The 11,639-nt window shown below is 72.8% G+C and carries 10 protein-coding genes and 1 riboswitch; of the genes, 4 read left to right on the forward strand and 6 right to left on the reverse strand.

Features of this window, described 5'->3' with window-relative positions:
- Positions 1 to 442: 442 nt before the first annotated feature.
- Positions 443 to 591: riboswitch (cyclic di-AMP (ydaO/yuaA leader) on the reverse strand.
- Between the two features lie 117 nt (positions 592 to 708).
- Positions 709 to 1,563 (reverse strand): SGNH/GDSL hydrolase family protein, encoded by an 855-nt coding sequence (locus A6V29_RS17860; protein ID WP_212719573.1) that lies wholly within the window; start codon positions 1,561 to 1,563, stop codon positions 709 to 711.
- Positions 1,564 to 1,837: 274 nt separating this feature from the next.
- Here A6V29_RS17860 and A6V29_RS17865 point away from each other — a divergent pair, with 274 nt between their 5' ends.
- Entirely contained in the window at positions 1,838 to 3,682 is a 1,845-nt protein-coding gene (locus tag A6V29_RS17865; RefSeq protein ID WP_137161564.1) for a phosphoenolpyruvate carboxykinase (GTP), read from the forward strand.
- Between the two features lie 178 nt (positions 3,683 to 3,860).
- Here the strand turns inward: A6V29_RS17865 and A6V29_RS17870 are convergent, their stop codons facing one another.
- Positions 3,861 to 5,219: an RNA polymerase sigma factor gene (locus A6V29_RS17870; protein ID WP_137161565.1), complete on the reverse strand. Its 1,359-nt coding sequence runs from the start codon at positions 5,217 to 5,219 to the stop codon at positions 3,861 to 3,863.
- 324 nt (positions 5,220 to 5,543) lie between these two features.
- On the opposite strand from A6V29_RS17870, the gene mgtE reads away from it, so the two are divergent.
- From mgtE to A6V29_RS17885, 3 genes are all read left to right on the forward strand, one after another.
- Positions 5,544 to 6,902, forward strand: a complete 1,359-nt coding sequence (gene mgtE / locus A6V29_RS17875) for a magnesium transporter (RefSeq protein ID WP_137161566.1) — start codon at positions 5,544 to 5,546, stop codon at positions 6,900 to 6,902.
- A 214-nt stretch (positions 6,903 to 7,116) separates the two neighbouring features.
- Positions 7,117 to 8,601, forward strand: a complete 1,485-nt coding sequence (mqo, locus tag A6V29_RS17880) for a malate dehydrogenase (quinone) (protein WP_249933322.1) — start codon at positions 7,117 to 7,119, stop codon at positions 8,599 to 8,601.
- 192 nt (positions 8,602 to 8,793) lie between these two features.
- Entirely contained in the window at positions 8,794 to 8,997 is a 204-nt protein-coding gene (locus A6V29_RS17885; protein ID WP_137161568.1) for a cold-shock protein, read from the forward strand.
- Positions 8,998 to 9,055: 58 nt separating this feature from the next.
- On the opposite strand, the gene A6V29_RS17890 is transcribed toward A6V29_RS17885, so the two are convergent.
- The 4 genes from A6V29_RS17890 to A6V29_RS17905 all read right to left on the reverse strand — a co-directional run.
- On the reverse strand, positions 9,056 to 9,508 hold the full coding sequence (locus A6V29_RS17890) for a flavodoxin family protein (protein ID WP_137161569.1): 453 nt from the start codon (positions 9,506 to 9,508) through the stop codon (positions 9,056 to 9,058).
- Between the two features lie 22 nt (positions 9,509 to 9,530).
- The gene (gene mug / locus A6V29_RS17895) at positions 9,531 to 10,031 is read right to left on the reverse strand and encodes a G/U mismatch-specific DNA glycosylase (RefSeq protein ID WP_137161570.1); all 501 of its coding nucleotides are present in this window, start codon (positions 10,029 to 10,031) and stop codon (positions 9,531 to 9,533) included.
- Between the two features lie 17 nt (positions 10,032 to 10,048).
- The gene (locus A6V29_RS17900; RefSeq protein ID WP_137161571.1) at positions 10,049 to 10,912 is read right to left on the reverse strand and encodes a dioxygenase family protein; all 864 of its coding nucleotides are present in this window, start codon (positions 10,910 to 10,912) and stop codon (positions 10,049 to 10,051) included.
- Between the two features lie 54 nt (positions 10,913 to 10,966).
- Positions 10,967 to 11,639: zinc-binding dehydrogenase (locus A6V29_RS17905; protein WP_137161572.1), on the reverse strand; the 673-nt coding region annotated here is incomplete at its 5' end.

An 11,639-nucleotide genomic window follows, 5' to 3' on the forward strand; every position in this document is an offset into this window, starting at 1 on the left:
CCGTGGCGACGAGCATGTTGACCAGGACGGCGCCGGCGGCGGCGGTGCCCAGGTAGGCGACCGGGCGACGGCCACGGGCGAGCGGGCGGTGGTAGGAGGCGGCGACCCGGCCGCGGAGGCCGGACAGGGTGGTGCGACGCATGAGGGCGGGTGCTCCGGAGGGTGCGTGCAGCCGGCCCGCGGGTGGGCGACGGGCTGCCACGGATGTGCGGTCTGAGGGCTGCCACGCTCCCGCGCATGCCGGGACCCGGGCGGGCCGGCGAGAAGCCGGAGCCGGGAAGGGCGGGCCGGGAGCGGCGCGGCCGTCACGTGCGGACGGCGGCGGGAGCGGCAGGCGGGATCAGCTGTGCGGGCGCTCCAGCGGCCGGTGTCTCCGGGCGGAACGGGGTGATGCGGAACGGGGTGGTGCGGTGGTGCAGGGGCACGCCATCCGGCGGCTCTCCGTTTCTTCCGATACCGCCTACCGAGTTAGCTGACGGGTTCGGGCTCGGGTCTGCCCTACCGCGCCGGATGGTGCCCGGCGCGAGATTCACCCCAGTGCTGCGGTGGGTCCCCGGCTCCCCCGCGTCCCGGATGGGGCGCGGGCGACTCGGCGGCGTCCACACGGGCTCCCCGGGCGGGGAAGGTGCCGACCGGCGGACGGCGACCACGGTAGCCACCGTTATCCATCCGTGACAAACGCCGAGGTGAGCCGGTTCCCGCGCAGCCTCAGACGCGCTTCAGCGCCCGCATCGCCAGATCGGCCATCGCCGCCTCGCCGAGTGCGTTCGGGTGCACGACGACGGGGTTGGTGCTCTGCAGCACCGGCTCGATCCAGCGGACGCCGAGCGGCGCGCAGGCGTCGTGCCCCTCGGAGGCCCGGCTCATGTCGACGTACGTCACTCCGGTCTCGGCGGCGGCACGGGCCACGGCGTCGTTCAACGTGGCCTGGAGGGAGCGCAGGTAGGGGACGTCGCCCTCGGCCACCGGCATCCTGTCGAAGCAGCCACCGGACGCCGGCAGGATCCACGGGTAGCCCAGGATCGCGACCTCGGCCCGCGGCGCCCGGGCGCGCACCGCCTCGAGCGCCCGCACCAGCGAGGGGTACGTCGTGCTGCGGATGGTGTCCTCGAAGGTCGAGCCGTACCGGTCCTTGCACGGGCTGCCCTGGCCGAGGGTGGACAGGCCGGCGGCCCCGCACTGCAGCAGCGAGTCGATGAAGACGCCGCTGTTGTTGCCGCCGATGGTCATGGTGACCACCTGCGTGTCCCGGCTCAGCGCGTCCAGCTGCGGGGCGACGCCGTCGTACTGCGGGGCGAAGTAGTCGCCGGTGTCGGCGCCGCCACAGGTCACGTCGGTGAGCAGGGCGCCGGTCGCCCGGGCGATGACGTTCGGGTAGTTCGCCGTCGAGCGCAGGCACTGGAGCGGCGCGGTCGGGTCCGGCGGCAGCACACCGGAGGCGGCGCTGTAGGAGTCCCCCATCGCCACGTAGCGGACCGGGCCGTGGCCCCGGGCCGAGGACGGCGGCGCGACCACCACGAGCGTCACGAAGCAGGCCAGCAGCAGGACGGCGAGGCGGCGCACGGGCATCTCCCGGGGTTCGACGGCGGGCCACCGGGGACAACGAGCCGACCGCCAGGGCGTTACGCCGATCACACCGGCGGCTCCCGTCCGGGTGTCCCGGCACCCCCGAACGGAGGCACTTGAGGTCCCGCCGCAACGCGCCGTTCACCGGCCTGACACGATCACCGGACTGTTCCCCGGATCCGGGAACCGCACCGCTGCTCCGTGCGCGGGCGCGGTGGCCGGTTCACGACCGGGGAGAGAAGGTGGGTCGTAGCGGATGGAGAGGATCCTCGTGGCTGCCATTGACGCGGTACTGGACGAAGCAGGACTGACGAACGAAGCCGTCCGGTCCTACGTGAAGCACTGGGCGCAGCACACCGGTGCCGAGCGGGTCGAGGTCATCAACGCCTCCGACGACGCGCGGCTCATCCGCGAGGCGCTCGAGGCCGGGGAGCTGCTGCCCGCCGGGGAGGGTCGCTACTACTCCCGCAGCCACCCGAAGGACACCGCGCGCTCCGAGGAGCGCACCGTCGTCGCGACGAACAACCCCGCCGACAAGGGCGAGTACAACAACTGGCGCCCCGCCTCGGAGATGCGGCCGATGCTCGAGGAGCGGATGGCCGGCAAGTCCGCGGGCAAGACGATGTACGTCGTCCCCTACGTGATGGCCCCGCCCGGCTCCCCGCTGCAGTCCTACGCCACCGGCGTCGAGCTCACCGACACCCGCACCGTCGTGCTGCACATGATCCGCATGGCGCGGGTGGGCGTGCAGTACGTCAACGAGCTGGCCGACCAGGACTTCTTCGTCCGCGGCGTGCACGTGACCGGCGACCTGGACAGCCTCGGCCAGGGCACCGCCGACGACCAGCGCTACTTCGTGACGATCGCCGACGAGCGCACGATCCTGCACTACGGCTCCTCCTACGGCGGCAACGCGCTGCTGGGCAAGATCGCCCACGGCCTGCGCCAGGCCACCTACGACGGCTGGGCCTCCGGCAAGTTCCTCGCCGAGCAGTTCCTGCTGCTCGGGATCACCGACAAGCAGACCGGCCGCACCTACCACATCTGCGGGGGCATGCCGAGCGCGTCGGGCAAGACGAACCTGGCCATGATCCTGGCGCCGGACGCCCTCGGTGACCGCTACCAGGTGCACTTCTACGGCGACGACATCGCCTGGCTGTGGGTGGACCCGGAGGACGGTCGCGTCTACGCGATCAACCCCGAGTACGGCGCCTTCGGCGTCGCCAAGGACACCAACGAGGTCACCAACCCCACCGCGGTCGAGGCGATCTCCGAGGGCACCGGGACGATCTTCACCAACGTCGCCTACAACGAGAAGACGCAGGACGTCTGGTGGGAGGGCAAGTCGAAGACCCCGCCGGCCGACACCGACGGGTGGCGCGACTGGAAGGGCAACCTGATCTCGGAGCGCTCCGAGGCCGAGAAGGACGAGCCCTGGGCCCACCCGAACAGCCGGTTCACCACCACGCTGTCCAACATCCCGAACATCGCGCCGGACTACGAGAACCCCAAGGGCGTGCCGGTCGACGCGATCATCTTCGGTGGGCGCACCCGCGACCGCGAGCCGCTGATCCGCGCGATCACCGACCTCCCCGAGGGCGTCTACGACGGCCTGACCCTGGGCGCGGAGGCGACCTTCGCGGCCGAGGGCACCGAGGGCGTGCTGCGCTACGACCCGATGTCGATGCGGCCGTTCATGGCTTACTCCGAGGGCGCGTACGCCGCGCACTGGCTGAAGATCATCGGCGCCGCGAAGGACCAGCCGATCTTCGCCCACGTCAACTGGTTCCAGCGGGGCGAGGACGGCCGCTTCCTGTGGCCGGGCTACCGGGACAACCTGCGCCCGCTGCTGTGGCTCATGCAGCTGCGCAACGGCGAGGTCACCGGCCGGCAGACCCCCGTCGGCATCGTGCCGCTCAAGGAGGAGCTCGTCCTCGAGGGCATGGACGACCTCCGCGAGGACGACCTGGAGACGCTCCTGTCGATCGACGTCCCGCGCTGGCAGCAGGAGATGGGGCACCGCGAGCAGCACCTCTCGCTGTTCCGCGACATGCCCGAGGAGATCTGGGCGGCCCACCGCCGCGTCTCCGACGCCCTGGACGCCGAGGCGAAGTGAGCCGCACCGCCTGAACGACGAAGGCCCCGACCGTGAGGTCGGGGCCTTCGTCGTCTCCGGGGGCTGCACTGTCGTGCCGAGTGGGGCCCGGAGGGTCCCGCGCAGGCACGACGGACGCGCTCGCTGCCGCTGGGGGACGGCACGTGGCCGCGGTGTCGTCCGGAGGACGACGGATCACTCAGTCGAGATAGTCCCGGAGGACCTGGGAGCGGCTGGGGTGGCGCAGCTTGCTCATGGTCTTGGACTCGATCTGCCGGATCCGCTCGCGGGTGACCCCGTAGACCTGGCCGATCTCGTCCAGCGTGCGCGGCTGGCCGTCGGTGAGCCCGAAGCGCAGCCGGACCACGCCGGCCTCCCGCTCCGAGAGCGTCTGCAGCACGCCCAGGAGCTGGTCCTGCATGAGCCCGAAGCTGACGGCGTCGACGGCGACGATCGCCTCGGAGTCCTCGATGAAGTCACCGAGCTGGCTGTCACCCTCGTCGCCGATGGTCTGGTCGAGGCTGATCGGCTCCCGGGCGTACTGCTGGATCTCCAGCACCTTCTCGGGCGTCAGGTCGAGCTCCTTGGCCAGCTCCTCCGGCGTGGGCTCGCGGCCCATCGACTGCGAGAGCTCGCGCTGGATGCGGCCGAGCTTGTTGATGACCTCGACCATGTGCACCGGGATGCGGATGGTGCGCGCCTGGTCGGCCATCGCGCGGGTGATCGCCTGACGGATCCACCAGGTGGCGTACGTCGAGAACTTGAAGCCCTTGGTGTAGTCGAACTTCTCCACCGCGCGGATCAGGCCCATGTTGCCCTCCTGGATGAGGTCCAGGAACGCCATGCCGCGGCCGGTGTAGCGCTTGGCCAGGGACACCACGAGCCGCAGGTTGGCCTCGAGCAGGTGGTCCTTGGCGCGCTCGCCGTCGCGCATGACCCAGGTGAGCTCGCGACGGCGCGCCGTCGGCAGCGTCTCCCCCGCGGCGGCCGCCTCGGCCAGCTTGTGGCTCGCGTACAGGCCCGCCTCGATCCGCTTCGCGAGGTCGACCTCCTCCTCGGCGGTGAGCAGCTTCACCCTGCCGATGAGCTTGAGGTAGGCGCGTACCGCGTCGGTCGAGGCGGTCATCTCGGCGTCCTTGCGCGCCTTGCGCAGGGCCGCGGACTCCTCCTCGTCCTCCCACTCGAATCCGCCGGCCCCCGACGTGGCGAGCCCGCCGTCGACGTCGGCGTCGGTGTCGTCGTCCTCCTCGACCGGCGCGGTGGCGATCGCGACGGTCTCGGCGGGGCCACCGGCCACGAGCTCGTCGTCGCCGTCCATCGGGTCGGCGGTCATTCCGGTCGTCGCCTCCGCGGGAGCGGCCTTGGGCGTCTTCGCCCTGGCCGGCGCCTTCGCCTTCGGAGCCGCCTTGGGAGCCGCCTTCGGAGCCGCCTTGGGAGCCGCCTTGGCGGCCTTCACCCTCGCGGGGGCCTTCGCCCTGGTGGCCTTCGCCGTCGTCGGGGTCCCGGCGGCGGGAGCCGCTTCCGGGGTGGCCGGGTGGGCGATGTCGGGCACTGTCATGTCGCCTCTCGTGACGGTGGTCGGACGGCATCGCGAGAACCCAGCAGTCCTGGCGGAGAGGCCGGCGCGAGCACGGCGGAGCGCCCTGCGCGCTGCGGATCGGGATGGACGTCCAGTGGCACCGCGCCGGGATCAGCGCGCCACCGGGTACGTCACGAGAGTCTAGCCCGCGCGGGCCGCCGGCAGTCCCCCGCAGCCGCCGCGCGGACCCGGTTCGCCCCGATGACCTGCTCCGGCGGGGCCGGGACGTAGCCTGCGCCGACACCGGCCCCGACGCCCACGGCTCCTCGGAGCGGGCGTCTTCGACGCACGAGGCGCCCTCCCATGGACCAACCGACCGCAGTGCCGTCCGAGCAGCTCTCCGCGGAGATCGAGCGGCTGCTGGACGCGCAGGACCTCACCGGCGCGGCGGCAGCGCTCGCGCCGCTCACCGGCGCCGAGGCCGTCGGTGTCCTGGAGCGGCTGGCCGCGAAGGAACGCGCCGTCCTCTTCCGGCTGCTGAGCAAGGACACCGCGCTGGACGTGTTCGAGCGCCTGGATCCGACGTTGCAGGGCGACCTCGTCCAGGCGCTGCAGCACGAGGAGGTGGCCTCGGTGTTCGCCTCGCTCGAACCGGACGACCGGGTGACGCTCCTCGACGAGCTGCCGGCCACCGTCGCCACCCGCCTGCTCCAGGGTCTGCCGGCGCACGAGCGGGAGCTCACCGCCGAGGTGCTGGGCTATCCGGCGGGCTCCATCGGGCGGCGGATGAGCCCGGAGTACGTGACGACCCACCCGCACCTCACCGTCGGCCGCACGCTCGACCGCGTCCGCGACCGGCTCGCCGACGCGGAGACCGTCTACACCCTGCCGGTGGTCGACGACGAGCGACGGCTGGTCGGCGTGGTCAGCCTCCGCGACCTGATCGGCGCGGCACCCGAGGAGCCGATCAGCGCCCTGCTGCGCGACGCGGACTCGGTCGCCGCCACCGAGGACGCCGAGGCCGCGGCCCGCCGCTGCGCGGACCTCCGGCACCTCGCCCTGCCCGTGGTGGACGCCGAGGACCGGCTGGTCGGGATCCTGACCGTGGACGACGCCCTGGCGATCCTCGAGCACGCCGAGTCCGAGGACCAGGCGCGGATCGGCGGCGCCGAGCCGCTCCGCCGCCCCTACCTGTCCACCCCGATCCGGTCGATCGTCCGCTCCCGCGTCGTCTGGCTGCTCGTGCTCGCCGTCGGCGCCACGCTGACCGTCCAGGTCCTCAGCGCCTTCCAGGCGACCCTGGAGCAGAAGGTGGTGCTGTCCCTGTTCATCCCGCTGCTCATCGGCACCGGGGGGAACACCGGCAACCAGGCCGCCACGACCGTCACGCGGGCCCTCGCCCTCGACGACGTGCGCACGAGGGACATCACGAAGGTCGCGGCACGGGAGCTGCGGGTGGGCCTGAGCCTGGGCCTCCTGCTCGGCGTCGTCGGCTTCGTCGGCACGGCGCTCGCGTTCGAGCCCTCGATCGGCGTCGTCATCGGTCTCACGCTGCTGAGCAGTTGCACCCTGGCCGCCACCGTCGGCGGGGCCATGCCGCTGATCGGGCGGATGATCCGGGTCGACCCGGCGGTCTTCTCCAACCCGTTCATCACCACGTTCGTCGACGCCGCCGGGCTGGTCGTCTACTTCCTGATCGCCAAGGCCGTGCTCGGCCTCTGACCGTGGTCATCCGGACGGGTGAGACGCGCCACGCATGCGCGGCCCGGAACCGGGGCAATGGCCGCTCGGCGGATGGCCAAGGTCACGGTCGGAGATTCCTCACATCCCCCAGGGCCGCATGTCGGGGTGGGTTCGGCCGACCATCTACAGTGCGGCGCCCGCAGGCGACCGTCCCGTGGCAGCCAGAGAGGCAGAAGTGACGTCCCATCCCGGCGTGGTCCCTGACAGCGCGAACCCCGATGTGGTCCTCGTCGGCGGCGGCATCATGAGCGCCACCCTCGCGTCGTTGTTCGGCGTCGTCGCCCCCGACTGGTCGGTGGCCCTGTTCGAGTCCGGACCGGCCGTGGCCGGGGAGAGCTCGGACGCTTGGAACAACGCCGGCACCGGGCACGCCGCGCTGTGCGAGCTGAACTACACCCCGGCCGGACCCGACGGGACCGTGGACGCCACCAAGGCCGTCACGATCAACGAGCAGTTCCAGGTCTCCCGGCAGTTCTGGTCCCACCTCGTCCGCGGGGGCATGACCGGGTCGCCGAAGGACTTCATCACCCCCGTCCCCCACGTCGGGTTCGTCACCGGCGAGCAGGGGCGGCAGTACATGCGCGCCCGCTACCTGGCGCTCAAGGCCCAGCCGCTGTTCGCCGAGCTCGAGCACTCCGAGGACCCTGCCGAGCTGGCGGAGTGGATCCCGCTGGTCATGAACGGCCGCGACCCGCAGCAGGCCGTCGCGGCCACCCGCTCGGTCGCCGGGACCGACGTCAACTTCGGCGGCCTCACCAAGCTCCTGCTGGCCGACGCCGAGACCCGCGGCGTCGCCACGCACACGAACCAGCGGGTGACCGGCATCGAGCGGGAGACCGACGGCCGCTGGAGGGTCACCGTCGAGGACACCCGCTCGGGCGAGCCGAAGGTCGTCCGGGCCCGCTTCGTCTTCGTCGGCGCGGGCGGCGGCGCGCTGCCGCTGCTGCAGAAGACCGGCATCCCGGAGATCGCCGGCTTCGGCGGCTTCCCCGTCAGCGGCATGTTCCTGCGCACCACCTCGCCGGAGCTGGTGGCCAAGCACCAGGCCAAGGTCTACGGCCAGGCGGCCGTCGGGGCGCCGCCCATGTCGGTGCCGCACCTGGACCTGCGCCTGATCGACGGCGACCACTCGCTGCTCTTCGGCCCCTACGCCGGCTTCTCCCCGAAGTTCCTCAAGGCCGGGTCGATCTTCGACCTGCCGCTGAGCGTGCGGCCCAACAACCTCGGCTCGATGCTGGGCGTCGCCCGCACCGAGCTCGCGCTCACCAAGTACCTGATCGGCGAGCTGCTGCAGTCGCGCAGCGCCCGGCACGAGTCGCTGCAGGCGTTCGTGCCCGAGGCGGAGCAGGCCGACTGGGACATGATCACCGCCGGTCAGCGGGTGCAGGTCATCAAGCGCGACCCGGCCACGGGCAAGGGCGTGCTGCAGTTCGGCACCGAGCTGATCGTGGGTGGCGAGGGCAGCATCGCCGGCCTGCTGGGGGCCTCGCCCGGCGCCTCGACGGCGGTCTCGGCCATGCTGACGCTGCTCGAGCGCTGCTTCCCCGACCGGATGGCCACCTGGCGGCCGCTGCTGCAGGAGGCCATCCCGTCCTACGGCCGGTCGCTGTCGAAGGACCCCGCGCTGCTCGCGCAGGTGCGCGACGACACGATGCAGACCCTCGAGCTCACCGGCTGATCCGGTACCGCCCACCGGCATCGGGCGCGGACGGGGTACCGTTCCTCTCGGTCGCTGTTGTACCTCTGCTCGTTCTCGAACGTCCGCAGTGAGTCTCTGCCTGACGTTCCTCTCGGTCCATCCGGTCGGTGCGGCGGCCCCGCCCCGGCGACCTGCCGGGTCGGTCACCTCCAGCACGGAACGAGAAACAGCATGGCTCAGGGCACTGTGAAGTGGTTCAACGCGGAGAAGGGCTTCGGGTTCATCGCCCAGGACGGCGGCGGCGCCGACGTCTTCGTCCACTACTCGGCGATCGCCAGCGACGGCTACCGCTCCCTCGACGAGGGCCAGCAGGTCGAGTTCGACGTCACGCAGGGCCAGAAGGGCCCGCAGGCGGAGAACGTCCGTCCCCTCTGATCTGAACTGATCCCCGACGGGGGTCACGGCGCCTCGCGCCGTGGCCCCCGTCGGCGTCTCAGCCGGCGCCCTCGAGGCTGACGGCCACGGTCGCCGCCAGCTCTCGGACGGCCTCCAGGTCGGCGGGGGACGCCGCACCGGTCAGGCTCAGCGGAGCGGCCACCTGCTTCCAGCGCAGCGCTCCGACGATGCGGTCGATGCTGGTGAGCGCGCCGGAGGTGTCGTCGTTGCCGTGCACGTAGACGCCGTAGGGCCGGCCGACGGTCGCGTCGAGGCACGGGTAGTAGATCGTGTCGAAGAAGTGCTTGAGCGCACCGGACATGTAGCCGATGTTCGCGGGTGTGCCCAGGAGGACGCCGTCCGCGGCCAGCACGTCGGCCGCCCCCGCGGACAGCGCCGGGCGCAGCACCAGGTCGACCCCGTCGACCATGGCCACCCCCTCCTTGACCGCTTCGAGCACCGCCTGCAGCGCGGGCGAGGGCGTGTGGTGGACGACGAGGAGGGCCGGCATCCGCCGATCATCCCCCGGCCGGTCAGGCGCGACGCAGCTCCCCGTAGCTCCGTGCCAGGTCGGGCAGCTGCACGTGGGCGTTCAGCCCGCTCGGGTTCGGCAGCACCCAGGTGAGGGCTCTTCCGATCGACTCCGGCTGGGCCCCGAGCACGGCCCGCGGACGCTCGAAGCCGGCCCGGTAGGCGGTGACCCCCAGCACGGCCAGCACCCGAGGCCGGCACCGCGCCACCAGCTCGGCCAGCGCCTCGGCGCCCGCGCGCAGCTCGTCCCGGCTCAGCTCGGCGGCGGTGCGGGTCGGCCGGTCGACCAGGTTGGTGACGCCCAGCCCGTACCGCAGCAGCTCCCGGTCCTCCTCGGGGGCGAGCCGCCGCGGCGTCAGCCCGGCCAGGTGCAGCGCCGGCCAGAAGCGGTTGCCCGGCCGGGCGAAGTGATGGCCGCGCTCGGCCGACATCAGCGACGGGTTGATGCCGCAGAACAGGACGTCGAGATCCGGGGCGACGACGTCGGGCAGCGGCTTGCTCACCGCTCCACCGTCCCCGGCTACTCCGCGCGCTGCAGCACGAAGTCGTACCGCGCCTCGACCCACGGGACGTCGCTGCGGCCGCCGTCCGGGGTGGGCCCCGGCTCGCGCTGCTCGAACCTGACGACGAGCTCCTGCTTGGTCCCGAACACCACGTCCGTGTCGAGGTACTCGGCGCCCTCCTGGAACAGGTGAGTGATCAGCGGCTCGTACCCCGGGACGGCGAACAGGAAGTGGATGTGCGCCGGGCGGTAGTGGCTGATCGCGGTCTGCGAGATCAGCTCGCCGACCGGCCCGTCCATGGGGATCGTGTAGCCCTTGGGCGCGATCGACCGCACGCAGTAGCCGCCGTCCTCCCGGGTCGTGTACTTGCCGCGCAGCCGTGCCTCGTCGACCTCCCCGAGCTGGGCCTCGTAGACCCCCTCGTCGTCGGCCTGCCAGACGTCGAAGGTGGCGCCCGGCACCGGGTCGCCGTCGAGGTCCCGCACCGTCCCGTGCACGTACAGCGGGACGCCGTCCAGCCCGTCGGACATGTCCCCGCCGTAGGGCAGCTGCGGCGACCCCTCGATGAAGAACGGCCCGAGCACCGTGGCCGGCGTCGCCCGGGGGTCGAGCCGGTGGTTCATCTGCACGACGAGCATCGACAGCCCGAGCACGTCGGAGGCGAGGATGAACTCCTCGCGCTTCGCGTCGCTGATCTGGCCGGTGCGGGTCAGCCACTGCACGGCGGCCATCCACTCGGCCTCGGTGAGCCGCACCTCGCGGGCGAAGTCGTGCAGGTGCCGCACGAGCGCGGTCATGACCTCGGCCGTCCGCGGATCGCGGGCGGTGGCCCACCGCTCGACGGCGAGCTCGGTGATGTTGTCCTCGGTGACCAGCTGCACGGGATCCTCCTCGTACGGGGACGCGACCGGCGGGCGCCGAGCGCGGGAACGGGTTCAGGGGGTGAGCACCAGCCGGACGCCCGGATCACCGGTGGCCTGGCGGCGCCACGCCTCGCCGACGTCGGCCAGCGGCACCGTCTCGTGCGCGACGGCCAGCCGCCCGGCGGCCGCGTGACCGGCGACGGCGGTGAGCGCCTCGCGCCGTTGCGCCGGGGTCAGCGCGTTGTTCGTGTAGCCGAGGACCGCGGCCGACCGGGACCGCAGCGCGGCCGAGGAGAACTCGGCGACGTCCCCGGAGGCGCCGCCCAGGTTGACCAGCCGGCCGCCGTCGGAGAGCACCCGGGCCGCCGCGGCGGCGGCGGCGCCGAAGACGGGGTCGACGACGACGTCCAGCCGGCCGCCCAGCGCCGCCCGGAACCGGTCGGCCAGGGTGCCGGGATCCTCGTCGAGCGCGACCACCTCGTCGGCGCCCGCTGCCAGGGCGCGGTCGCGGGCAGCCGCGGACCGCGCGGCCGCCACCACCCGCCCGGCGCCGAGCAGCCGTGCGGCTCCGACGGCGACCTGGCCGACGGCGCCCCCGGCCCCGAGGACCAGGACGTGCTCCCCGGACCGCAGCCCGGCGCGCCAGGTCAACGCCATCCACGCCGCCACCGCGGACAGCCCCAGCGCCGCCAGCGTTGCGTCGGGCAGGGCGGCATCGGGCAGGGCGGCATCGACCGGGACCAGG

It is taken from the genome of Blastococcus sp. CCUG 61487, assembly GCF_005222955.1.
In the GTDB taxonomy this organism is placed as follows: Bacteria; Actinomycetota; Actinomycetes; order Mycobacteriales; family Geodermatophilaceae; genus Blastococcus.

Coding starts and splice junctions, on each gene's coding strand:
- A6V29_RS17870 (WP_137161565.1), bottom strand. CDS start 5,219: ATGACAGTGCCCGACATCGCCCACCCGGCCACCCCGGAAGCGGCTCCC.
- mgtE (WP_137161566.1), top strand. CDS start 5,544: ATGGACCAACCGACCGCAGTGCCGTCCGAGCAGCTCTCCGCGGAGATC.
- A6V29_RS17885 (WP_137161568.1), top strand. CDS start 8,794: ATGGCTCAGGGCACTGTGAAGTGGTTCAACGCGGAGAAGGGCTTCGGG.
- A6V29_RS17890 (WP_137161569.1), bottom strand. CDS start 9,508: ATGCCGGCCCTCCTCGTCGTCCACCACACGCCCTCGCCCGCGCTGCAG.